The 22,155-nt window shown below is 61.2% G+C and carries 20 protein-coding genes; 10 read left to right on the forward strand and 10 right to left on the reverse strand.

Features of this window, described 5'->3' with window-relative positions:
• Positions 1-162: 162 nt before the first annotated feature.
• The 3 genes from KF707C_RS12505 to KF707C_RS12515 form a co-directional block, all read right to left on the reverse strand.
• Positions 163-423, reverse strand: a complete 261-nt coding sequence (locus KF707C_RS12505) for a hypothetical protein (protein ID WP_003453962.1) — start codon at positions 421-423, stop codon at positions 163-165.
• Entirely contained in the window at positions 420-887 is a 468-nt protein-coding gene (locus tag KF707C_RS12510; RefSeq protein ID WP_096368021.1) for a BRO-N domain-containing protein, read from the reverse strand. Before KF707C_RS12510 ends, KF707C_RS12505 begins: the two co-directional genes overlap by 4 nt.
• 402 nt (positions 888-1,289) lie before the next feature.
• Positions 1,290-1,898, reverse strand: a complete 609-nt coding sequence (locus tag KF707C_RS12515; protein ID WP_003452124.1) for a LysE family translocator — start codon at positions 1,896-1,898, stop codon at positions 1,290-1,292.
• Positions 1,899-2,018: 120 nt separating this feature from the next.
• Between KF707C_RS12515 and KF707C_RS12520 the strand changes: the two genes are divergently transcribed.
• Positions 2,019-2,882 (forward strand): LysR family transcriptional regulator, encoded by an 864-nt coding sequence (locus KF707C_RS12520; protein WP_003452126.1) that lies wholly within the window; start codon positions 2,019-2,021, stop codon positions 2,880-2,882.
• A gap of 141 nt (positions 2,883-3,023) precedes the next feature.
• Here KF707C_RS12520 and KF707C_RS12525 read toward each other — a convergent pair whose 3' ends face one another.
• The 4 genes from KF707C_RS12525 to KF707C_RS12540 all read right to left on the reverse strand — a co-directional run bounded on the left by KF707C_RS12525 (position 3,024) and on the right by KF707C_RS12540 (position 6,275).
• A complete protein-coding gene (locus KF707C_RS12525) occupies positions 3,024-3,284 on the reverse strand; it encodes a hypothetical protein (RefSeq protein ID WP_096368022.1) in 261 nt (86 codons plus the stop codon).
• Positions 3,281-3,748 carry a BRO-N domain-containing protein gene (locus KF707C_RS12530; RefSeq protein WP_096368023.1) on the reverse strand — a complete coding sequence of 156 codons (468 nt, stop codon included), beginning with the start codon at positions 3,746-3,748 and terminating at the stop codon, positions 3,281-3,283. The genes KF707C_RS12525 and KF707C_RS12530 overlap by 4 nt, the downstream gene beginning before the upstream one ends.
• Positions 3,749-4,264: 516 nt before the next feature.
• The gene (locus KF707C_RS12535; RefSeq protein WP_003454992.1) at positions 4,265-4,957 is read right to left on the reverse strand and encodes a potassium channel family protein; all 693 of its coding nucleotides are present in this window, start codon (positions 4,955-4,957) and stop codon (positions 4,265-4,267) included.
• A complete protein-coding gene (locus tag KF707C_RS12540) occupies positions 4,947-6,275 on the reverse strand; it encodes a TrkH family potassium uptake protein (protein ID WP_036993643.1) in 1,329 nt (442 codons plus the stop codon). The genes KF707C_RS12535 and KF707C_RS12540 overlap by 11 nt, the downstream gene beginning before the upstream one ends.
• A 347-nt stretch (positions 6,276-6,622) precedes the next feature.
• On the opposite strand from KF707C_RS12540, the gene KF707C_RS12545 reads away from it, so the two are divergent.
• The 4 genes from KF707C_RS12545 to KF707C_RS12560 all read left to right on the forward strand — a co-directional run bounded on the left by KF707C_RS12545 (position 6,623) and on the right by KF707C_RS12560 (position 12,227).
• Positions 6,623-7,147 (forward strand): RNA polymerase sigma factor, encoded by a 525-nt coding sequence (locus KF707C_RS12545; RefSeq protein WP_036993641.1) that lies wholly within the window; start codon positions 6,623-6,625, stop codon positions 7,145-7,147.
• A complete protein-coding gene (locus KF707C_RS12550) occupies positions 7,144-7,965 on the forward strand; it encodes a FecR family protein (RefSeq protein WP_036993639.1) in 822 nt (273 codons plus the stop codon). Before KF707C_RS12545 ends, KF707C_RS12550 begins: the two co-directional genes overlap by 4 nt.
• 79 nt (positions 7,966-8,044) lie before the next feature.
• Positions 8,045-10,471 carry a TonB-dependent siderophore receptor gene (locus KF707C_RS12555; protein ID WP_003454984.1) on the forward strand — a complete coding sequence of 809 codons (2,427 nt, stop codon included), beginning with the start codon at positions 8,045-8,047 and terminating at the stop codon, positions 10,469-10,471.
• Positions 10,472-10,700: 229 nt separating this feature from the next.
• Entirely contained in the window at positions 10,701-12,227 is a 1,527-nt protein-coding gene (locus KF707C_RS12560; RefSeq protein ID WP_003454983.1) for a P-loop ATPase, Sll1717 family, read from the forward strand.
• Between the two features lie 221 nt (positions 12,228-12,448).
• Here the strand turns inward: KF707C_RS12560 and KF707C_RS12565 are convergent, their stop codons facing one another.
• A complete protein-coding gene (locus KF707C_RS12565; protein ID WP_003454981.1) occupies positions 12,449-13,315 on the reverse strand; it encodes a LysR substrate-binding domain-containing protein in 867 nt (288 codons plus the stop codon).
• Positions 13,316-13,520: 205 nt separating this feature from the next.
• Here KF707C_RS12565 and KF707C_RS12570 point away from each other — a divergent pair, with 205 nt between their 5' ends.
• Positions 13,521-14,843 carry an MFS transporter gene (locus KF707C_RS12570; protein ID WP_003454979.1) on the forward strand — a complete coding sequence of 441 codons (1,323 nt, stop codon included), beginning with the start codon at positions 13,521-13,523 and terminating at the stop codon, positions 14,841-14,843.
• A 53-nt stretch (positions 14,844-14,896) separates the two neighbouring features.
• Complete coding sequence (locus KF707C_RS12575) at positions 14,897-16,288, forward strand: FAD-dependent oxidoreductase (RefSeq protein WP_003454976.1); 1,392 nt, start codon at positions 14,897-14,899, stop codon at positions 16,286-16,288.
• Positions 16,289-16,424: 136 nt separating this feature from the next.
• Here the strand turns inward: KF707C_RS12575 and KF707C_RS12580 are convergent, their stop codons facing one another.
• Both KF707C_RS12580 and fabF read right to left on the reverse strand, forming a co-directional pair.
• Positions 16,425-16,892, reverse strand: a complete 468-nt coding sequence (locus KF707C_RS12580) for a BRO-N domain-containing protein (RefSeq protein WP_096368024.1) — start codon at positions 16,890-16,892, stop codon at positions 16,425-16,427.
• A 480-nt stretch (positions 16,893-17,372) separates the two neighbouring features.
• Positions 17,373-18,641 carry a beta-ketoacyl-ACP synthase II gene (fabF, locus tag KF707C_RS12585; protein ID WP_003452115.1) on the reverse strand — a complete coding sequence of 423 codons (1,269 nt, stop codon included), beginning with the start codon at positions 18,639-18,641 and terminating at the stop codon, positions 17,373-17,375.
• 109 nt (positions 18,642-18,750) lie between these two features.
• On the opposite strand from fabF, the gene KF707C_RS12590 reads away from it, so the two are divergent.
• The 3 genes from KF707C_RS12590 (at position 18,751) to KF707C_RS12600 (ending at position 22,093) form a co-directional block, all read left to right on the forward strand.
• On the forward strand, positions 18,751-19,242 hold the full coding sequence (locus tag KF707C_RS12590; RefSeq protein ID WP_003452113.1) for a winged helix-turn-helix transcriptional regulator: 492 nt from the start codon (positions 18,751-18,753) through the stop codon (positions 19,240-19,242).
• 355 nt (positions 19,243-19,597) lie between these two features.
• Complete coding sequence (locus tag KF707C_RS12595) at positions 19,598-20,068, forward strand: hypothetical protein (protein WP_036992813.1); 471 nt, start codon at positions 19,598-19,600, stop codon at positions 20,066-20,068.
• 222 nt (positions 20,069-20,290) lie between these two features.
• Positions 20,291-22,093: a hypothetical protein gene (locus KF707C_RS12600; RefSeq protein ID WP_003452111.1), complete on the forward strand. Its 1,803-nt coding sequence runs from the start codon at positions 20,291-20,293 to the stop codon at positions 22,091-22,093.
• The last annotated feature ends 62 nt before the right edge of the window (positions 22,094-22,155 follow it).

The raw sequence follows: 22,155 nt of genomic DNA on the forward strand, positions 1-22,155 counted from the left end.
GGCGCCCCGGGTAATGACGATGCGCGGGGAATGGGTAGCCCGGATGCAATCCGGGAGCGGAGTTCGGGTTTGTCCCTGGATTTCATCCAGGCTACGGCGCTGTACCTTTTCCACGAATCGGGGCAGCGCACCCACGGCGCGCTGCCCCAAGCCCATCGCGCTCTAATGTTGCTCGTACAGCCCGCTGGGCAACCTCGCCAGGTCCACCAGCTTGAGGAAATCATCGTGGTTGCTGCGTGACAGGTGGATCATGGCATCCATCAGGGCGCCCTCCTGGTGATCGTTCAGGTAGGGCCCCAGATCGCTGGGGCGCCGGTCGGCGTTCTTCAGCAGCAGCTCGGCCAGCACCTGCGTGGTGTAGAGCCGGTCTTCCAGGCGACGCACCAGCTGCCTGATCCGCCGCTCTTCGTGGACGTCGCTCATGGCTGCGCCTCCTGACTCTCCTTCATCACCAGCGGCAAGTCCCGCCAGGCCACCCAGACTTCCCGCTGCCACTTCAGCACGTTGATCGGATGGTCATCCCAATGGAGAAAGGCCCGGCGCGGCTCGGCGCCGGGGTCGCGGTGGTAGTCGTGCAGGGTCGGCACCAGCACCTCCGCCAGCCAACGGCCGATGGCGTCGTGCTCGACGAGGCCGAAGCGGAACAGCGCCTTGTAAGCCCCGGCATCGCTGATGGCATCCACCTCTTCGTGGAAGCTGTCGGTGTAGCTGAGCAGGACCTGGCGCTTCTCGAAGGGCTCCAGTGCCTGGAGCATCTCGCGGGCGTCATCGATGCCAATCAGCCGGGCGTAATCCCGGGCGACGAACCAGGGCTGGTTGTCGGCCATCAGGCAGCGCAGGCGTTGGCCGTGGTTGTAGAAAACGATGGGGGTGAAAGTGTTTTGCATGGGTATGGCTCCTTGTCTGAAAGACACCTCGCCACACGTCGCTGTCAATCGAGGGGTGGCGAATCGCACGGGGTTGACAGACCGGGACAAGGACCGGCAGACCGCAGGGGTCTCCCCGCGCGATCCGCCATAGAGCGGTGCAGCCAAAAAGCTGCATGCGTGCAAATGCCTGCAAGAAACATCCGCCGTTTCTCGCATGCACCAAGCGGCGCAATCGCGCCTTGTCTGCGGGCTGTCAAACCCGGCCACGGGATTGACCGTGGCCGGGGCAGGATAGGGATAGCGAAGGGGGAGGGCAAGGGGGCGTTGTTGATCCCGTTCGGTTGTTGTTTCAAGGGCGGCAGATGGCTTCAGCATGTTTCAGATCGGGTTGCAATGACCGACCGGAAGTGAAGGCCAGGCCTAGGAGCGAATTGGAAGCAGAGCCCCGAAGATCATGAAGAAACCACCGCAGGTTTGATTGAAGCGTCGACCGGTTTTCGCAAGCCAGGGCCTGACCCGATGCGCCCCGCTGGCAACGATGTACTCCACGAGGAACTCCACCACCGCGTAGGTCAGAGCGATCACCACCGTCTGGATGAAGAGGTTCCTGCCGGCATCGAGAAAGGGTGGGATGAACGCGGTGTAGAGCAGCAGTGCCTTGGGATTTGACAGTGCCGATAGCAGCCCTTGCCTGAACAACGACCACTTCGTCGACGCGGCGGTTTGCACGGAATCAAGCGACAGGGGCGTCGACCGCCACAGGCTGATGCCGATCCAGATGAGATACAGCCCGCCGAGCACCTTCAATGCGGTGAATACGGTGACTGACGTCTTGATCAGGACTGCCAACCCGGTTGCGCAGAGGGAGATCATTGCAATGAACCCAAGAACGCCTCCAGAGATGGTGAAGAGCGTTTCCTTGCGTCCGTAGATCGCGCCGTGAGTCAGCACGAGCAGCGCATTGGGTCCGGGAACGACTGCCATGCCTAGGCAGGTCAGCAGATAAAGGAGCCAGGTATCGAAGGGCATGAAACAGTCCTGAAGAGCGGATTTCCTACGAATGATGAAGCTGGCATCTCTGCTCGAAAAGCACATAATCCAGAAGGCAACTATTCGATTGTCGAATAGGTGGCCGGGGGAACTGTGAACATGGGTGAGCTGCAGCTCGATTGGCTCAAATGCTTCGTGGCGGTAGTCGACAACGGGTCGTTGTCGAGTGCCGCGCTGGACGTGCATCGCTCGCAGTCCGCAGTCAGCATGCAACTGAAGAAGCTTGAAGCGGCTGTCGGGCGGTCATTGCTCGACCGTGGGCCGAGGCATATGCAGCTGACCGTCGATGGACAGGTTCTCCTCGGCTATGCGAGGCGGATGCTGGCCCTTTATGCCGAAACACAAGCGGCGTTCGACGGTGAAGAACTCACCGGCCTGATTCGACTGGGTGTGGCTGAAGACTACGCGGCGAAGTACCTGACCCCGGCGCTCAAGCGCTTTACGCCCCGCCATGGTGGCGTCGATATAGAGCTCACCTGTGAGCAGTCCGTGAACCTCATCCCCCTTGTTACCCGGGGCGAGTTGGACCTTGCGCTGGTATCCAGGGACCAGGCGCGGCGAGGGACCTTGCTTTTCCAGGAGCCGATGGTGTGGGTAGGCTCGCCCCAATTCGAGCTTTGGCGCAAAGACCCATTGCCAGTTGCCGTGTACGACGCGCAGAACCTCGCCAGGCGCATCGCATTGAATGCCCTGGCGCTGCAGGGCCGCGAGTACAAGGTGGTCTATCACAGCTCCAGCCTTGCCGGTCAGATTGCGGCCGTCGAAAGCGGCTTGGCCATAGCCGCACTCACTCAGTGCTGCACGCCCCAGCACTTGCAGATCCTGGGCAAGGAGCAGGGTTTAAGTCCCATGGTTCCCGCAGAAGTCGTGCTGTACCGAAGCCGCGCCTCGATCGGCTCGAAGCCGGTGGATCATCTGCGGAGGTTCTTGATCAACGAGCTTGGATCGTCTGCCCTGAGATAGCTCCCTGCCGATCATTCATATCGGGCCGATGGCTGTAGCTGTTCGTGGCGAAGCGCGGTCGGTTGGCAGCCAATCAATCTGTACCTTTTCCACGAATCGGGGCAGCGCACCCAAGGCGCGCTGCCCCAAACCCACCGCGCTCTAACGTTGCTCGTACAGCCCGCTGGGCAACCGCGTCAGGTCCACCAGCTTGAGGAAATCATCGTGGTTGCTGCGTGACAGGTGGATCACCGCATCCATCAGGGCGCCCTCCTGGTGATCGTTCAGGTAGGGTCCCAGGTCGCTGGGGCGCCGGTCGGCGTTCTTCAGCAGCAGCTCGGCCAGCACCTGCGTGGTGTAGAGCCGGTCTTCCAGGCGACGCACCAGCTGCCTGATCCGCCGCTCTTCGTGGACGTCGCTCATGGCTGCGCCTCCTGACTCTCCTTCATCAGCAGCGGCAAGTCCCGCCAGGCCACCCAGACTTCCCGCTGCCACTTCAGCACGTTGATCGGATGGTCATCCCAATGGAGAAAGGCCCGGCGCGGCTCGGCGCCGGGGTCGCGGTGGTAGTCGTGCAGGGTCGGCACCAGCACCTCCGCCAGCCAGCGGCCGATGGCGTCGTGCTCCACGAGGCCGAAGCGAAATAGCGCCTTGTAGGCCCCGGCATCGCTGATGGCATCCACCTCTTCGTGGAAGCTGTCGGTGTAGCGGAGCAGGACCTGGCGCTTCTCGAAGGGCTCCAGCGCCTGGAGCATCTCGCGGGCGTCATCGACGCCAATCAGCCGGGCGTAATCCCGGGCGACGAACCAGGGCTGGTTGTCGGCCATCAGGCAGCGCAGGCGTTGGCCGTGGTTGTAGAAAACGATGGGGGAATAGGCGTTTTGCATGGCTAAGAGTCCTTTGCTAAGTCCATCCACTGCCACATTCCGCTGTCAATCGAAGGGTGGCAGACCGCGCAGGGTTGACAGACCGGGCAAAGGAGCCGGCAGATCGCAAGGATCTCCCTACGCGATCTGCCATAAAGCAGAGCAGTCCTGAAAAACTGCATGCGAACAAAGGCCTGCAAGAAGCGTTCGCCGCTTCTCGCATGCACCTTGCGGCGCAATCGCGCCTTTGCTACGGGCTGTCAAACCCGGCCACGGGATTGACCGTGGCCGGGGCAGGATAGGGACAGCGAAGGGGGAGGGCAAGGGGACGGGGGGTGCGGGTCGTCGATTCTGGGGAGGGTTGGCGGGGGCCGGTTAAACCGTCCGCAACAGGACACAGATGCCATTGCGTTGCTTCGGACGATTCCCGGTCTTTCTCGCAACCATCCTCTTCGGGGCCGAGTGCCCGCCAGCCACGTCAACCGAATCGGCCAAAGCAGTCACCCTGCGCGGCAATTTACGCTGCTGAATCCTCGATCACTTACGCCCAGCGAATTTCTGAATCCGGTGAGTCGACCCGGACACGATGAGCAAATCGCCCGGCAGGACCAAGGTTTCGGGCTTGGCGTGTTGGAAGTCTTCATTGGCACGCTTGAGGCCAACGACCGTTACACCGAACTCTCCACGCACGTTGGACTCGGCCAGTGTGTGATTGTGGGTGGCGGTAGGGGCATGAATCTTCGCGATGCCGAATCCGTCGTCGAATTCGATGAAGTCCACCATTCGCCCGGAGATGAGGTGTGCCACGCGCTCACCCATGTCCGCTTCCGGATGGACGACGTGGTGGGCGCCGATCCGCTGCGCGATATGCCCATGCTCGGTGGTCAACGCCTTGACCCAGATATCCTTTATGCCCAGTTCGGTCAGCGCCATGATGGTCATCAGGCTCGCGGCCAGGTCAGTGCCTATTCCCACGATTGCGTGGGCGAAGTCGGCAACGCCCAGCTGGCGCAGCACCATGGTGTTGGTGGAGTCGGCTTGCACCGCGTGGGTCAGCAGATCGGCCCAGGCGTGCACCGACTCGGCGTCCTTGTCGATACCCATCACGTCATGCCCCAGACGCATCAGCGATTGGGCCACCGAACTGCCAAAGCGCCCCAGGCCGATCACGACGACGCTGTCGCCTTTGGAGAAGGCGAACTGTTCCGAAAATAGCAATTTAGCCAACAATTGGATGCTCCTCTGGATAGCGGTAGGACATGCGGTGCTCGCCCAGCGCCAGTGATGCGGCCAGCGTAATGGTCCCGACTCGGCCGACGTACATCAGTACCGTCAACATGAGCTGGCTCGATTCGGGCAGGCTGGCGGTGATTCCGGTGGAGAGCCCTACGGTGCCGAACGCGGAGATCACTTCGAAGATGACCTGATCGGTCGGGATATCCGTGTCGCGCAGAATCACCAAAGTGCCCAGTACGATCATCGTGCTTCCCAGCACGAGCACGGTAATGGCCTGGCGCTGCGCCGCACCGCCAACGCGTCGCCCGAACGCCTCGCTGTCCTGGCGTCCGCGTATCTCCGCGATGACCAGCAAGGCCAGGATGGCGATGGTGCCTACTTTCACACCGCCCGCTGTTCCCGCGCTGCCTCCGCCAACGAACATCAGGAAGTAGTGCAGGGCCCAGCTCTCGTGCGTCAGTGCGCCGATGTCGATCGAGTTGAATCCTGCCGTACGCGCGGAAACCGACGCGAAGGCCGCCGAGAGCAGCTTGTCCGGCAGCGACATGGTTCCCAGCGTGCCCGGGTTGGACCATTCGAATACCAGCAGGCTGGCGAAGCCGCCAAAGAGCAACAGCGCGGTCCCCGACAGGGTGAGCTTGGTGTGCAGCGACCAATGGCGGGGGTCGCTGATCTTGCGCCGGAGGTCGTTCAGCACGGGAAAGCCGATACCTCCAATGACGATCGCCGCCATGACCGGAAGCAGTATCAGCGCATCGGTGGCGTAACCCATCAAGTTATCGGGGTAGATCGAGAAGCCGGCGTTGTTGAAGGCCGAGACAGAATGGAACAGACCGCTCCACGCTGCCTCGCCCCAAGGCTGGCCATAGGCGAAGTGCAGTCTGAGGGTCAGCAAGCCAGCTACCAGCAGCTCCATGACAAAGGTCACCAACAGCACGACCTTGGCCACGCTGACGACATCACCCATCCCCAGGGAGCGCGACTCGCTCTGGGCGATCATCCGGGTCCGAAGTCGTAGCGAGCTGTTGACCAGCAGACCCAGCAGGGTCGCGACCGTCATGATTCCGAAACCGCCCAGCTGAAACAGCAGCAGAATCACCACCTGGCCAAAGGTCGACCAATAGGTGCCGGTGTCCACTGTCGCCAGACCGGTCACGCACACGGCAGAAACCGCAGTGAAGAAGGCGGTTATCCAGGGAGCGGAAATACCCTCGGCATTCGACACCGGAAGCATCAGGAGGCCGGTCCCCATCAGTATCACGGCGAGGAAAATCAGGGCCACTGCCCTGTTGGGGTGAAGCAGCGTTCTCATGTGGGAGTCGTCGGCTTGAACGGGGGGGCTGGATGTGGGGTTTCGCTCATGGCCATTACTCAATGCTTGTCTGGCAAGGCATGCCGGCCCATCGGATGCGGCGCTGCACGATACCGCAAGGAGTCAGCAGATCAGGTCCCCAAACAGCGAAAATTTACGAATTCTTAACGCCAAGGAAGTGGAGCAGGTTCCACAAGGACAGGGACAGCGAAGGGGGAGGGCAAGGGGACGGGGTGTCGATTCCGGGGAGGGCGGGTTGGCGTCGCTCTATCGTGCGAACGATCTTCAAACGTTACTCGTTATCATTTATATTCGCGCGCTCTCCACTACCTACCGCGCACGCAATCTTGCCTCACGCCCCGGCCAAACCGTCTCTGATCACGACCCTAGCCCGACACTACGACGAGCTGGTGGACTCTGTACGTCGCCGTTTCGGCGACCGTCAGGCGGCGCGCGAGGTGGTGCACGATGTCTGCGTGCAGTTGCTGGAGTCGCCCGAAAAGGAAGCTGTACGTGTGCCCTTGGCGCTGCTTCACAAGATCACCCATGATCGCGCCATCAGCCATTACCGCAGTGAGCGCCGCCGGCAAGCCTGGGTGGATGACCAGGCCGAACTGACCGAGGTGCTCTGTAATGCCCCGAGCCCGGAGCGCCAGCATGACGCCGCTGAAGAGCTGGAGCGCTTATGCGCTGCCATCACCGAACTGCCACCACGCTGCCAGCAGGTTTTCGTCATGCACAAGATTCATGAGCTGCCGCAGCAGGAGGTCGCCGAGCGACTGGGGATTTCGGTAAAGGCCGTGGAGAAACACCTCAAGGTCGGCATGGCCAAGTGCTTGGCCCGCCTGGGCTATCAAGAGGCCTGCGCATGAGTCGCCCCGCTGACGAGCAACACCCTGCAGACGACCCGCTCGCGCGCCATCGCGAGGAGCTGAAGAGGCGCTTCCCCCTGCCGGCGCCTGTCAAGAAATCCCGTAAACCTCCCGCCCTGCTCGGGTTGCTGATCGGAGCGATGGCCCTGGGGCTGGTCTGGCTCGACCCAAGCTATCGCAGCGAGCGCTATGGCAGCGCACCGGGCCAGGTGCAGAACATCGCCTTGGCTGACGGCAGCAGCCTCATCCTCGATGGTGGCAGCCAGGTCAACGTCAGCTGGCACCTGCGCAGCCGCCGCGTCGAGTTGCTGGCGGGTCAGGCACTGTTCGATGTCGCGCCTGCCACCTTCCGTCCTTTCTACACGCTGGCCGGCTCGACCGAGATCACCGTGGTCGGCACCCGCTACAACGTCAGCCGCGTGGCAGAGCAGGTGCGGGTGACCGTCGAGGAAGGCAAGGTCGCTGTACGCGGCCAGGTGAATGAGCTGCTGCTAACGCCCGGTCAGCAGGTTCTGGTGCATGACGGCCAGCTGGGCAATCCCGCTCAGGTGGATGCCAAGGCTTTGAACGGTTGGATCAAAGGCCGCGTGGTATTTGATCGCACTCCGCTGGTCGAGGTGCTGGATACGCTCAGGCGCCAACGGAACATCGTCGTGCACCTCGACGACCCGGATCTGGCACGGCTGCCGGTATCCGGCACCTTCGACAGCGCCAACCTGGATGCCCTGTTGGCCTTGTTGCCGAAAATATTGCCACTGGAGCTGCATACCGCTGCGGACGGCTCGTTGAGCCTGAGTCGACGGGCTACGAAAAAATAATTCCATCCCGAGGTAGGGTTTTCGCTCCGCTCTGGCGGCTTATTCCAGGAACGCCTCACATCTTCCCGGAGCCTTACCAGTGCGAACCCCGACACGGCGCCTCAACCTGTTGGCCAGCAGCCTGCTGCTCGGCCTGTCATCGATGGCCCAGGCCGCTGGCGAAATCGACTTCGATCTGCCCGCTGCACCTCTCGAACAATCGCTGAACGCCCTGGCAGCCCAGTCTGACAGCCAGATACTGTTCTCCAGCGACGCCACCCTGGGCAAGCGGTCGCCAGCCCTGCGCGGCCGCCTGACCACCCGTGAAGCCCTGCAACGCCTGCTCAACGACAGCGGTCTCGACGTGCAGCGGCAGGATGAACACACCTTCATCGTGGTGCCGCGCGCAGCGGCCGCAGACGCGCTGGAAACCGCTGCGGCCGCCGTCGAACTGGCGCCCATGGAAGTGACTTCGTCACGTACTTCCAGTGATCTGGTGCCGCAGGTGCGTCAGGTCGACGTCATCGAGCGGGAGCAGTTGGAAAAGCTGCGCATGGCCTCCGACAGCCTGGCTACCGTACTGGCCAAGAGCATCCCCGGCATGTCGGACTCCAGCCGCACGGTCACCGACTACGGCCAGACCCTGCGCGGCCGCACCATGCTGGTCCTGGTCGATGGCGTGCCGCTGAACACCAACCGTGACTCCTCGCGCAACCTGGCCAACATCGATCCGGCGCTGATCGAGCGCGTCGAGGTGATCCACGGCAGCAGCGCGATCTATGGCGCTGGCGCTACGGGCGGCATCGTCAACATCACGACACGCCCCGCGGGCGGTGAAATGCGCGCCGAGACCAGGCTGACCGGCACGTCTTCGCTGACCCAGTTCGACAACGACGGCCTCGGCGGACAGCTCCAACATCACCTGTCCGGCTCCCGGGACCGGTTCGACTATGCCCTCGACTTCGGCGCACGGCATATCGGCGGCTCGTTCGACGCCGACGGCCAGCGCATTGCGCCAGAGCCCAGCCAGGGCGACCTGTTCGACTCCAACGCCTTCAATATCGGCGGCAAGCTCGGCCTGCGCATCGATGAGAGCCAGCGCATCCAGCTCGCCCTCAGCCACTACGATGCACAGCAGGACAGCGACTACACGTCCGACCCGTCCGTGGCCAGCCTGCCCGCAGGCACGGTACCGGCGCAGGCGCTCAAAGGCCTCAGCCTGGACGAGCAGAACCAGATCAAGAACTCCATGGCCAATCTCGAATACAGCCATGAAGACCTGCTCGGCAGTCGCCTGTCGGCGCAGCTCTACTACCGCGACTACTTCACCCGCTTCACCCCCTTCGATGCCCGTGGCGTGGCCACGCGCGGTCGCTTCGTCGATCAAGTCATGCAGAACAGCGAAGTCTTCGGCAGCCGCCTGACACTGCGCACGCCGCTGGGCGAGAGCACGGAGCTGGTCTGGGGTGGCGATCTGAACCACGAGCGCAGTGACATGCCGCTCGACATCTTCGATCCGGCCCTCTACGACGCCAGTGGCGGCACCGACTTCGAGAAGATCGGCAAGATGACCTACATGCCGGACCTGACCACCGTCAGCACCGGCGCCTTCGCCCAGTTGCAGCATCGCTTCAATGAACAATGGTCAATCGATGGCGGCTTGCGCTACGAATACGCCACTGCCGAGTTCGATGACTTCGTCCCGCTCTCGGAAATCCACAACGCCAGCCCGGCGACCGTCCAGGGCGGCAAGGTTCGCTACGACGATGTGCTCTACAACGTCGGCGCGGTCTACTCGCCGATCGAGGGCCAGGAGGTATATGCAGCCTTCAGCCAGGGCTTCCAGCTGCCGGATATCGGCGTGCAGGTGCGTAATGCCCGACGCGGCTTCGATATCGACTCCTCCGACCTGGAACCGGTGAAGACCGACAACTACGAGCTGGGTTGGCGTGGCGCCCTCGGCGAGCAGACCCTGGCCTCGCTGGCGCTGTTCTACACCACCTCGGACCTGGGCGATGTGCAGAGCTTCAACAACGGCCTGATCCTCAAGCGCACCAAGGAACGCATCTATGGCGTCGAAGGCAGCGCCGACTGGCTGACTCCGGACGAAGTCTGGGGCGTGGGCGGTACCTTCACCTGGATGAAGGGGCGCGAGAAGCCAGAAGACGGCGACTGGCAGGACATGACCGGCTTTCGCGTACCGCCGTTGAAACTGACCGCCTACCTGCAGTACCAGCCGGATGAGGCCTGGAGCAACCGCCTGCAGGCCACCTACGTCGGCAGCGAGGACTACCGTCTGGATGGCATGGCCAGCTTTGGACGCCGCGAAGTGGACAGCTACACCACGGTTGACCTGATCAGCGACTACCGCCTGAGCGAAAAAGACAAGGTCAGCCTGGGTATCGAGAACCTGTTCAACCGCGACTATTACCCGCTGTACAGCCAATTGATGCGCAGCAGCAGCAACACCAGCCACCTGCCGGCTCCCGGCATCACGCTGACATTGGGCTATAGCCACCAGTGGTAGGTCTCAGGCGCACAGGGACGTGTGCAGGGGGCACGGCGAGAAGCTTTAGTTCATCAAATTGAAATGACGGATTTTGGGCGGGGGGTGTGGCGTAACGGGCAGGAGGCGGCCAAATGCGGACAGTAGGCCAGTAAATAAATCTGCCCCCTTTCCGCGCTTTACGCTCTTGAAAAACCCGACTATGTGCCAGACCATACGAGCCGATTTGCACAGTTAGCATGGAGCGAAAATGTCCCTCATCTACAAGCTAGGCCTCAGCGGAAATCCATTTGAAAATTACACCGCAGAGACTGAACCAGACATCGGCGAATATGCGGTTCGGCCACCATATCTTGAGTCGATTTCTGCCAGAGCCCGAAAGCTTAGTTCGTTCATCCTGTTCGGAGATCGTGGCGCGGGGAAAAGCGCAACACGCCTAACTGTCTTCAAGGAAATCTGGGGAAGCAAGGACAGCGACAAACCCTTTATTGTTAATCTTACAGATTTCAGTAGCATTATTGAGATATTTAAAAAAGACAAGCTATCCGAAAAAGAAATTATCTTCCTCGCTGCATACAATACGATTGAGCAGATGCTTGCATGGCTAGCATCCCTGAATGAGAGTGATCGCTCTGCCAAACTTAGCTCCTTAACTAAGGAGCAGCGATCGCTTATCATGGCCTTAGTTCAAGGATTCTATCTGTCTAAGGAGGAGATGGACCGAGAGCACTCAACTGCCGAAACGTTTCGTCTGCTAGATAGTACATGGCAGACTAAGGCCGTTGTTTGGACAACTCAACGTGGCGAGACCATAAGCAAAATCATAGCTGAAGCAGTGGCCTTATTTAGTCGACGAGTTACTGAAGACGACAGCCTCGAGATTTCCGAGCCTGCGGAAAAACTTCTGAAGAGTTTGATTGGTGACTCTCCAAATGCACCGCGAGCAATTTTGCATAAGCTTGTGGAACTTGCTCAAATTTTTGGATTCACCGGCGTATGCATGCTGGTTGATAAACTCGATGAAACAGCTGCAACCATGAAGTCTGCCGAGTCTACAGCCAAGCTTATCCATCCGCTTCTTTCACACATTCAGCTTCTTGAAGTAGTAGGTTTTTCCTGGATATTTTTCATCTGGAGAAACGTAACCACTCACTTCAACGGGAAGCATGAAGTAAGGCTCGACAAAATCCCTTCATCCAATATCGTCTGGGGTCAAATCCAGCTCCGAGAAATGCTCGATAAAAGAGTAGAGTTTTTCTCCAGTGGCGCCCTCAATTTTTCACAGCTTTTTGAACCGGAAACAGATATGGAGCAGGTTTATAACTTGCTTCTCACTCACTCGATAAACTCCCCGCGCGAGCTTATCAAAATTATTGATATCATTATCCGCGAGCACGACATAAACGAGCCAGACACCTCACTAACGCTCAACTCCGTCAATGCCGGCATCAACAAGTACTGCATCGAAACCATTGACACTTGGCACGCTCCAAAAATCCTACAGCAAATTTATCGGCTAGGCAAAACACCATTCATAAATCAGGACGTTCAAACCACCTTCAAAATCGGTGATCAAGGAGCCAGAGTTAAAATTAAGACATGGGAAGATGCAGGCCTAGTCAAACAAAGCGGAACTTTGCCTAGCTCCGCTGGTGGTAAACAGGTCTATCGGTACGTGATATCTGATCCTCGTGTTATAAGAATCATTGAAAACACTCTTGATCCCTCTGTAGGCATTGAGTTTGATGAGTTCGCTGAAGAGCCTTCCGACGATTAAGCCTACACCGTCCAGAGCTGATCCACCCTGGTGGTGAAGCTTTGGCCCGCGCAGAAAATGGGACAGATTTATTTATTCGTGACTGTCCGTTTCTGGCCGGCTTCTACCAGTAGAGGTCAGCAGAACCCCGCCACGAGCGGACATTAGCGTAGAAAAAGAATCTGTCCCCTTTTCCGCAAAGGGCGAAGTCGGCACCGTCCCAATCCACGCAGCCATGCGGCTCAGCCCTCGCTGACCAATTGCAGGAATGCCATGAGAATCCGCCGAGAACTCTGCGCCCGGAGGCAGGCCAGGGTTTCGGTGAAATGACTCCGGCAGTCGATGATGGGCAGGGCGCGTAGTCGAGAGTCGAATCCCAGCTCGGCTGCGGAGATCACCCCTACGCCAATACCGAATGCCACGGCCTCCATCGCGCCCTCGCGTCCCTCTACCTCGATGGCCTTGCGGATGGTGAAGCCGGCCGCCGCCATTTCTTCCTCCAGGGTCTGGCGTGTGACCGAGCCTTGCTCACGCAGCACCAGCGGCGTGCCGTCGAGGTCCGCGAGGCGAATGGACTTGCGTCGTGCCCAGGGGTGGTCCTTGGCGACGAAGGCGATCATGGGATCGCGGCGCAGCGGCACTGAATGCAGGCGCTCGTCGTCGATGCTGCGGCCCAGCAGTGCAAGGTCCGCGCTGTGGCTGAACAGCCGCTGCAGGACCACGTCCGTGTTGGCTGACTCGATCCTCACATCGATGCCCGGGTAGCGCGCGCAGAAACGTGCGACATAGGGCAGCACGTGAACCGGAGCGTCGACCGCGAGGACCAGGCTGCCGGTCGTGAGATCGCGATAGTCCATCAGCAGTTCGTGGGCATCGATACTGATGTCGAAGAGCCGCCGCGTCAGTCCCAGCAGCCGCTCGCCCACTTCGGTCAGCCGCACCGCGCGCTTGTCCCGGTGAAAGACCATCACGCCGTAGTACTCCTCGAGCTTGCGCACCTGGTCGGAAACCGCTGGCTGCGAGAGGCAGAGCCGCTCCGCCGCGCGGGTGAAGCTGCCGGCCTCGGCGACGGCATGGAAGGCTCGTAATTGCGAATGGGATATCTGCATGGCGATACCGTTTGAATAAGTTGAACTTATGTGAGGATACGATAAATCGATTTTGTTTATTCAAGACGAATTGGTCTGATAACCCCCGCAACCTGATTCACCGCAGTCTGACCGGCGCCAGGTTTCAAACCGGCGCTGGAGTGCCTTCCAAAACAACAAACAGGCGCCTGGCAAGGGCGCCAGCACACCTGAGGTCAGAATCACCATGAATGAACATGCCGCCGTGGGTACCGGAGGTTCTCTGAGCCGCTGGCGCCTGCAGATATTCGCCGTCACCTGGCTGGCTTACGCCGCCTTCTACTTCACTCGCAAGGCCTTTTCAGTTGCCAAGCTCGGCATTGCCGAAGACCCCGGCTTCATGCTCGACAAGATGGATATGGCGAATCTCGATGCCCTCTACCTGGCCGCCTACGCGGTGGGGCAGTTTGCCTTCGGCGTGCTGGCCGACCGTTTCGGACCTCGCGTCGTCGTGCTGGGCGGCATGGTCGTGTCGGCGCTGGCTGCGATGCTGATGGGGACCTTTGCCACCTTGCCGATCTTCGCGACCTGCATGCTGGTCCAGGGACTTGCGCAATCCACCGGCTGGTCGGGGCTGTGCAAGAACCTCGGCAGCTTCTTTCCCGGTGAGATGCGCGGGCGGGTGATGGGCTTCTGGAGCACCTGCTATGCCTTCGGCGGTTTGGTGGCCTCGCCCTTCGCGGGCTGGTGGGCCTATACGGTCTTTCAGAGCTGGCAGGCGGCGTTCTACTCCGGCGCGGGCGTGGTGGCCGGCGTGGCGCTGCTGTTCTTCCTTTTCCAGCGCAACCGCCCGGAAGATGTGGGCCTGCCTCCGGTAGAGGTCGAGCCGGATGACGGCGATGAGGGGCGATCCAATGCAACCCCGCTGCGCGATGTACTGCGCAATCGCACGGTGCTGGCCCTTGGAGCGGCCTACTTCCTGCTCAAGCCGGCGCGCTACGCCATTCTTTTCTGGGGACCGGTGATCGTGTATGAGCGCATGCCGTCGGTCGGCAAGGTGGGGGCGGCGGTCATTCCTACCGCCTTCGAGCTGGCGGGGCTGCTCGGGCCGATTCTCATCGGCCTGGCCTCCGACAAGCTGTTCGGTGCGCGACGCATGCCCGCCTGCGTCATCAGCCTGCTGGTGCTGACGGTGGCCCTGGCACTGTTCCTCCCGGCACTGCGGACCGGCAGCGCAATGATCGTGATGGCCCTGCTGTTCGTCATGGGCCTGACCCTGTACGGGCCGGACTCGATGATCTGTGGCGCGGCGGCCATCGATTTCGGCACCAGCCGAGCGGCGGGAACGGCGTCCGGTTTCGTCAATGGATGTGGCTCGGTTGGCGCCATCCTGGGCGGGCTGCTGCCGGGTTATCTCGATACCTACAGCGTGTTCACGGTGTTCGTGGGCTGCTCCCTGCTGTCCTGCCTGATCCTGCTGCCGTATTGGAACAGTCGCCCCGTCGTCTTCGGGCCGGGACGTTTTCCGATTCCCAATCGCCGCGTGCTGCACAAGCCGCTGCGTGCCTGATCCGTCGCCGCGCGTCACTGACCTGACCGATCCACTTCATGGAGATCACATCGATGAGACCCTTCTGGCTCGACGAGGCCCTCAAGGCCCAGCCCTCGGAGCCCAGCGCGTCGCTGCAGAACGAGACCCGCGCCGATGTCTGCATCGTGGGCGGCGGCTACACCGGCTTGTGGACGGCGATCATGCTCAAGGAGCGGAACCCTGAGCTGGACGTCGTCATTATCGAAGCCGATATCTGCGGCGCGGGCGCCAGTGGCCGCAATGGCGGTTGTGCGCTGTCCTGGTCCGCCAAGTACTTCACCCTGGAACGGCTGTTCGGACGCGAAGAGGCTGTGCGCCTGGTCCGCGCTTCGGAGCAGAGCCTCTACGCCATCGGTGATTTCTGCAGAAAGTACGGCGTCGATGCCGAGTACCGCCTCGATGGCACGCTCTACACCGCGACGAACCGGGCGCAGCAGGGCTCCACCGACAGCGTGATCGCGGCATTGGAGCGCAACGGCATCAACTCTTTCGTCCGTTGCCCCCTGCCCGAGTTGCAGCGCAGGGCGGGTTCGACCCGACACATCGAGGGCTGGTTCTCGCCGGCGGCTGCGAGCGTACAACCGGGCAAGCTGGTGCGCGGCTTGCGCCGTGTGGCACTGGAGCTGGGGGTTCGCCTGTATGAGGGCACACCGATGACCGGGCTGGAGGAGGGCAGACCTGCCGTGGTCACGACGGCGTTCGGGCGGGTAGTCGCCGATCGGGTGGTGTTGGCCATCAACGCCTGGATGGCACGGGCCTTCCCGCAGTTCGAACGCACCGTGGCGATCGTCTCCAGCGACATGGTCATCACTGAACCACGCCCGGACCTGCTGCAGCGCATCGGCCTCACCAGTGGCGTGACGGTGCTCGATTCGCGCATCTTCGTGCACTACTACCGCAACACCCCGGACGGCCGGATCATGCTGGGCAAAGGTGGCAACACCTTCGCCTTTGGCGGGCGCATCCTGCCGGTGTTCGACCAGCCTTCCCCTTACCAACCGCTTTTGCGCAGCACCCTGGAGGAGTTCTTCCCGGACTTCGCCGAGGTGGGCATCGCTGCGAGCTGGAACGGCCCTTCGGATCGCTCGGTCACCGGGCTGCCTTTCTTCGGCCGACTGGGGCGAAGCGACAACGTTTTCTATGGTTTCGGTTATTCGGGAAGCGGCGTCGGTCCCTGCCACATGGGTGGGCAGATCCTGTCGTCGCTGGTACTGGGACTGGACAACGCCTGGACTCGCTCGCCGCTGGTCCAGGGGCCGCTCGGCTACTTCCCGCCAGAGCCGATTCGCTATCTGGGATCGCTGATGGTGCGCAACGCCATCCGCCGCAAGGAGCGCGCCGAAGACCATGGCCGCCGCCCGCGTCGGATCGACGTTCACTTGGCCAAGTTCGCAGCGGCTGCGGGCAAGGCGGATAAGGGCTAGTTAGCCGGCGAGCGGCGCCGTCGCGGCGGGGCGGGGCAGCGTGGGCTGTCCCGCCCCGTCAGCGCTTATGGCCGCGCGTCAATCCTGGCTGGCAACCTTGCCAGCGTGAAGGGCAGGGTGGTCGCCCCGGCGCGGGTCATGACGACAGGTCTGCGGATTCCTGCATCAACACCGGCAGATCCCGCCAGGCCACCCAGACTTCCCGCTGCCACTTCACCACGTTGATCGGATGGTCATCCCAATGGAGAAAGGCCCGGCGCGGCTCGGCGCCGGGGTCGCGGTGGTAGTCGTGCAGGGTCGGCACCAGCACCTCCGCCAGCCAGCGGCCGATGGCGTCGTGCTCCACGAGGCCGAAGCGGAACAGCGCCTTGTAGGCCCCGGCATCGCTGATGGCATCCACCTCTTCGTGGAAGCTGTCGGTGTAGCGGAGCAGGACCTGGCGCTTCTCGAAGGGCTCCAGCGCCTGGAGCATCTCGCGGGCGTCATCGACGCCAATCAGCCGGGCGTAATCCCGGGCGACGAACCAGGGCTGGTTATCGGCCATCAGGCAGCGCAGGCGTTGGCCGTGGTTATAGAAAACGATGGGGGAATATGCATCTTGCATGGTGGATCTCCTCTTGCGTTGGAAGACTCCACCACCCGCGCTGTCAATCGAGGGTGGCAGACCACGTGGGGTTGACAGACCGAGGCAAGAGGACCCGGCAGATCGCGAGGATCTCCCCACGCGATCTGCCATAAAGCGCAGCAGCTAAACGCTACATGCGAGCAAGGGCCTGCAAGAAACATTCGCCGTTTCTCGCATGCACCTTGAAGGGCGCAATCGCGCCTCTCGCATTCAGGCTGTCAAACCCGGCCACGGGATTGACCGTGGCCGGGGCAGGATAGGGATAGCGGAGGGGGAGGGCAAGGGGAGGGTTGGCGTCGGTCGTGTGGTGCGTTTCGGGATTGGCGGAAAGCGGCCAGGAGCTGCCTCTCGCGAACGTCTGCTATCGGCCAAGGCAGAAGCCCCACTACCATGGGGTAGTGGAGCGAGTAGCGACGCCTCCCTAGTGCGCCTCGCGACTTCCAGTTCCCATTGATGGCCTCAACTCCATCTCCGGAACAGGACGCTCGCATTCACCCCGCCGAAGCCAAAGCCATTGGATAGCGCGTATTCCAGAGGCATATGCCGGGCGCCGCCGCTAATCAGATTCAAGCCTTCAGCGGCGGCATCTGGCATCTCCAGATTCAGCGTGGCGGGAACGACTTGATCGCGCAGCGCAAGGATCGTGAAAATGGCCTCAATGCCTCCCGCGGCGCCCAAGAGGTGTCCCGTGGCGGATTTTGTCGAGCTAATGGCAACACGGCTGCCGTTGCCAAATACGGTTTTGATCGCGGCCAACTCACCCTTATCGCCTACTTGAGTCGAGGTGGCGTGTGCATTGAGATGTTGGACCTGGGAGGCTTCGACACCTGCCTGTCGCAGCGCTTGCTGCATCGCCCTGCGGGCGCCATCTCCGTCCTCCGGGCCAGCCGTCATGTGATAAGCGTCGGAACTGGTGCCGTAGCCCACCAGTTCGGCAATCGGCGTGGCGCCTCGCGAAAGAGCATGCTGCAGCTCTTCGATGACCAGGAGACCTGCGCCTTCACCCATGACGAATCCGTCGCGCCCCTCATCGAAGGGGCGAGAGGCGTACTCCGGGGTATCGTTGTAGTTACTTGAAAGTGCTCGTGCAGCGGCGAATCCGGCCAGGCTGACCCGGTGGATGGTCGCCTCCGCCCCGCCACACACCGCCACGTCCACCTCGCCCGCGCGAATCATCCGTGCAGCATCACCAATCGCCTGGACCCCGGCTGCACATGCCGTGACCGGCGTGCCCAGCGGCCCCTTGAAACCATGGGCGATGGAAACATGCCCGGCGGCCATGTTGCTTAGGAAGGACGGAATGGTGAAGGGGGACAAGCGACGCGGCCCCTTGCTGTCGGTGATCCGTACGGCCTCAGCAATCGAATGAAACCCGCCAACGCCCGAGGCGATGATGGTTGCCGTGCGTTCTTGCTCTTCAGGTGTGGTCGGAGACCAACTGGCTTGGGCCAAGGCCTCGTGGGCGGCAGCCAAGGCGAAGAGAATGAAACGGTCCATCTTCCGCTGCTCTTTAGCCGCCAGCAGTTGATCCGGATCGAATCCGACTTCCGGATCTTGGACGCGATCCGGTACCTGGCCGCCAATGGTGATTGGTAGGTCACCCACTAGTTCAGGCGGCAAGCGGCGGATGCCCGACTGGCCATCCAGAAGGCGCTTCCATATCTGTTCGACTCCGCAGCCGAGTGGGCTAACCGCGCCCATTCCGGTAATGACGATACGCTTGCTCATGCTGGTCCAACTCCTTCTGCTTCTTGATGGATAGCAGTGCATGGACGTTACTATCATCATGAAAGTAACATGCCTAGCGAACATTCATTAGCCCTAGAAAGGACCTGCTATGCAGCGCAAGACTCTTGCCGATGCCGAATGCCCCATCGCGCGCAGCCTGGAACGGGTTGGTGAGTGGTGGAGCATCCTGATCATGCGTGATGCCTTGCAGGGCTTGCGACGCTTCGATGAGTTCGCCCGCAGTCTGGAGATCGCTCCGAACATGCTCACTCGGCGTTTGAATTCACTCGTGGAGGCGGGGCTGCTCGAACGCCAGGCATACAGTCAGCGCCCTCTGCGCTATCAATATGTGCCGACTGCCAAAGGCGAAGACTTCCGCGTGGTACTGATGGCTTTTGTGGCCTGGGGGAATCGCCATTACGCCCAGGAAGGGGAAAGTGTGCAGCTCGTCGAGCGAGCAACCGGGCGGCCGGTACGCCAGCTCATGGCAGACATCTCCGATGGCCATTCCATACCGTTGGACCAGTGCACTGTGCAAGCAGGACCCAATGCCAGCGCAGAAATGCGTCTGCGTCTGGGAGCCATACCGAAGCCGAGCTAGCTTACAGTTTTGGTGGTTCAAACTGCGGAGCCCGGTAGTGGTAACGCCCGCATCTGGCCGATATCGACTGTCTGGCTACAACCGCCGCCAGACCTCGGCCACCCAGTCAGTTACACCAAGCCCGCCTTGCCGAAGCGCCGTTCGGCTTTTCGATTGGCGCCTGCCGGTTCTGGGAGCAAGCCGTGAATGGCTTATGCAAAGTGCGTAGGTAAAGGCAAAGACCGTGGTGTACCTGATCAATCTCGGATGAATCATCATAAAATTTCATGAAAAGCGGCACGTGCCGGCTCATTCATCTTCCAAGGTGCGGCTAAGCTGTTTCCGTTGAGCTTCGCTAGCAGGGAGAGCTAGAGCCGTGACTATCCGGATCGCGTCGTTCAATCTTCAAAACGACTTCACCCGTCCATCCGCAATGATGATGGATGGAGCCGAAGGCCCGCGCGCCCTGGGCGATCATGCCTTGGCCAGCGCGATTGTCGTCAGGCGGGTCTACAGCGAGAGCGGCGAGCAGACGCTGTTGGACCTTGACCGCCAGTTCCCATCCTCTGCCCTCGATTCCCCCGCGAATGCACCGGTGACCCTGAACAAGGTTCGTGGTGATGTGTTCCCACGAGCCCATGGCAGGGTTTCGGTGACCGCGAATGGGCGAAGCGATTGGACAGGCTGGTTCGATCTGCGACCCGAGGATGCGTCCCGGAAGGCCGGGCTCAGCCTCGCATCCGCTCGCACGTCGATGACAGGCACGACCGCTCGTGCATGGCTGAAGCCGCAGCCGGCTGACGTCCAATTCCGAATGTCCAGAGCAGGAAAACACCGGTTCCTTTGATAGTCCGCTCGTAGGCAAGCCTGTGTGCAAGGCACTGCCATCGAATGCGGGAAGTTACGGCCATAGCGTTCAAATCGCTGAGTGGGGGCAATGGAAGGCCGCAACGACGCAGCACGTGCATGCCGTCCAGATGCACGGTTTCGCGCCATCTGGCGCATCTCCCGGTCGCCATGAAAGACCGTGGTGGCTATTGCTGTCCACTCTTTGCGTAGGAGAACTATCGTGAATACCGTACTGCAAGCCGCACTTCCCGAATCGAAGAAGATTCCGCTCTTACCCTTGGCCACGCCGCTGACCCAATGGCAAGACGTCAGCGTCAGCGAGTTGGCACCCTATGCGCCGCTCGATAGCACGCTGCCCATGGGCCAGTACGCGGTGTCCACCGTCATGAATTGGGCGACGCAACAAGGCTTTTCCGGCGCGATTCCGACGTGGGAGATCGGCAGTGGCACCTGGGGTGTCATTTGCTTCTTCCCCCATCCAGGGCTGCAAGTGGTGGAGATCCCGATCTCCGACCTGGCCGGATACGATCTGTCCAATCCTCAAAGTTGCGGACAGGGCGTCATGCGCTGGGCGCAAGCCGAGGAGAACGGTTCGAACCAGCTCGCCATCCCGATGTACGTGAGTGACGACGAGACCTTCAGTGCCCTCGTGTTCACTCCAAGCTATCCGGCGCTGACGTTCTACGATGCGCCGAATACCCAGCTGTACTTCTCGCTTCAGCAGCCGGCCAAGCTCATCAATCTGCAGGACCCGGCCGTCTGGGCCAATGCGGCGATGCGCGTGGCCAATAACCTCGGCTTTGCGGCCGGCTGGCCCACTTGGGAATACACGACGAACAGGGGGCTGATCGGCATCCCGGCCTACGACCTCGGGCCGGTGCCCGACGCGAGCCCTGCCAACGTGGCCACCGCGATCAAGGTGCTGCACCGGACTTCTCTGGCGCTACAGAATTGCGAAAGCGTGTCCTCATCGTTGACGTCCGGGGTTTTCGTCGACTTTACCGCCGCACCGATCGCCGATCCGACCCTGCAGATTCTCACCGACTGCCTGTTCGGCGCCGTGCAGGTGTGCCTCAACGCCATTCCTGGCGTGGGCGGGGCCTTGGCTGCGATTGTCTCCTCGGGAGTACAGGTCGCCATCGACGCGACCAACAGCAGCGGCGGTACGTTCTCCCTCGAGGAGTACCAGGGCATGCTGGTCGACGCGTCCAATGCCACCATCAATTACGTCGCCCAGTTGCACGACTCGCTGCAACAGGCCACCGGCGACGATCTGCAGAAGCTGTGGCTATCGCCCTACAACGACCCGCTCACGGGGCGCAGCATCGCGCTCGGGTTACTGGCCTGTACGCCGCCGGAGGTCGTCGACGGTGACGCCTTCTGGGCACAGTTGTCGCAGCAGATGGAGGCGAGCTATCTGGAGAACCTGAAGATCCAGATCACCGCACAGTTGTACGAAATCCAGTCGCGCACCTATCAGAACCGGGCTCCGGACAAGCAATGGTGGTACGGCACTATCGCGTCGGTGACCGGCCCGGGCGGCGATTGCTCGCAGTACGTCATCAGCAGCGAGAGCGATCTGTCGGTCTGGTTCAACGGTGCGCTTCAGGTGAGTGACTACGTCGAGCTCAACGAGTGGTGGATGCAGGCTATCGCGAGCAGCTTCCCCGAGTACCCGCCGGCCACCCTGGTGTATGACCTGTTCTCTAACGATGGCTTTGGCGTGACGACCAACTGGACCGGGCCTTTCACCAAGGAGCAGTTCTATACCCAGTTCTTCGTGCAACAAACCCAAATGGGTCTCGACGGTACCTATAACCAGGTCTGGGTGTACGACCAGTCGGACATGATCGTCGAGGCCCAGGTGAGCGGCGAGGAGATAGAGAGCGTGATCGCGGGTTCTACGGACAACTACGGCAATCTGAGCCTCAATTCGTCCAACGCCACGGTAATCTTCGTGAACGAAAAGTGCGGCTTCTCGCAACCGGTCATCATCAACTACCTGGCTCCACTGACCTCGTGATTGGTGCCGCCTTGTGTCGATGAGGTGGAGGGTGCGCGATCGCGATCAATCCACCGAATGAA

It is taken from the genome of Pseudomonas furukawaii (assembly GCF_002355475.1).
Lineage (GTDB): Bacteria > Pseudomonadota > Gammaproteobacteria > Pseudomonadales > Pseudomonadaceae > Metapseudomonas > Metapseudomonas furukawaii.

Excerpts from the sequence above, each read along its gene's own strand:
- KF707C_RS12505 (WP_003453962.1), bottom strand. The coding sequence starts at position 423 with ATGAGCGACGTCCACGAAGAGCGGCGGATCAGGCAGCTGGTGCGTCGC.
- KF707C_RS12510 (WP_096368021.1), bottom strand. The coding sequence starts at position 887 with ATGCAAAACACTTTCACCCCCATCGTTTTCTACAACCACGGCCAACGC.
- KF707C_RS12515 (WP_003452124.1), bottom strand. The coding sequence starts at position 1,898 with ATGCCCTTCGATACCTGGCTCCTTTATCTGCTGACCTGCCTAGGCATG.
- KF707C_RS12520 (WP_003452126.1), top strand. The coding sequence starts at position 2,019 with ATGGGTGAGCTGCAGCTCGATTGGCTCAAATGCTTCGTGGCGGTAGTC.
- KF707C_RS12525 (WP_096368022.1), bottom strand. The coding sequence starts at position 3,284 with ATGAGCGACGTCCACGAAGAGCGGCGGATCAGGCAGCTGGTGCGTCGC.
- KF707C_RS12530 (WP_096368023.1), bottom strand. The coding sequence starts at position 3,748 with ATGCAAAACGCCTATTCCCCCATCGTTTTCTACAACCACGGCCAACGC.
- KF707C_RS12540 (WP_036993643.1), bottom strand. The coding sequence starts at position 6,275 with ATGAGAACGCTGCTTCACCCCAACAGGGCAGTGGCCCTGATTTTCCTC.
- KF707C_RS12550 (WP_036993639.1), top strand. The coding sequence starts at position 7,144 with ATGAGTCGCCCCGCTGACGAGCAACACCCTGCAGACGACCCGCTCGCG.
- KF707C_RS12560 (WP_003454983.1), top strand. The coding sequence starts at position 10,701 with ATGTCCCTCATCTACAAGCTAGGCCTCAGCGGAAATCCATTTGAAAAT.
- KF707C_RS12565 (WP_003454981.1), bottom strand. The coding sequence starts at position 13,315 with ATGCAGATATCCCATTCGCAATTACGAGCCTTCCATGCCGTCGCCGAG.
- KF707C_RS12570 (WP_003454979.1), top strand. The coding sequence starts at position 13,521 with ATGAATGAACATGCCGCCGTGGGTACCGGAGGTTCTCTGAGCCGCTGG.
- KF707C_RS12575 (WP_003454976.1), top strand. The coding sequence starts at position 14,897 with ATGAGACCCTTCTGGCTCGACGAGGCCCTCAAGGCCCAGCCCTCGGAG.
- KF707C_RS12580 (WP_096368024.1), bottom strand. The coding sequence starts at position 16,892 with ATGCAAGATGCATATTCCCCCATCGTTTTCTATAACCACGGCCAACGC.
- fabF (WP_003452115.1), bottom strand. The coding sequence starts at position 18,641 with ATGAGCAAGCGTATCGTCATTACCGGAATGGGCGCGGTTAGCCCACTC.
- KF707C_RS12590 (WP_003452113.1), top strand. The coding sequence starts at position 18,751 with ATGCAGCGCAAGACTCTTGCCGATGCCGAATGCCCCATCGCGCGCAGC.